The sequence below is a fragment of the Lysinibacillus sp. RU7 genome (assembly GCF_057837305.1).
The window spans coordinates 1-288 of record NZ_JBYQFK010000092.1; the positions used below are offsets into that span (position 1 = coordinate 1).

Annotated in this window: 2 pseudogenes; both read left to right on the forward strand. The window is 43.8% G+C overall.

Annotated elements, in window-relative coordinates:
* Window positions 1–53: 53 nt before the first annotated feature.
* Window positions 54–98, forward strand: a pseudogene (locus AC3II9_RS21655) (hypothetical protein); the annotation flags it as partial.
* A gap of 48 nt (window positions 99–146) precedes the next feature.
* Window positions 147–288, forward strand: a pseudogene (locus AC3II9_RS21660) (IS3 family transposase); the annotation flags it as partial.

Sequence of the window (288 nt, forward strand, 5' to 3'; positions counted from 1 at the left end):
TGGAAATTTTAAAGGAAGAAAAGTCAGTTTCACAGCTCGCTTCTGAGCATGGGATCCATACCAATGTCCTCAACCGGTGGAAATCCGAGGTGGTGCAAAACCTCTCGCAGCTGTTCGTTGATGATCGTAAAGGTATCACCAAAATGAAAAAAGAATACGAGCAACAGATCAATGAACTCTACGCCGAGGTTGGTAAGTTAACCACCCAATTGTCGTGGCTTAAAAAAAAATCTGGCCTCTAACTTTTCCCGTGAAGAGCGTATCGATCTCATAGAATGGGATTGCTCC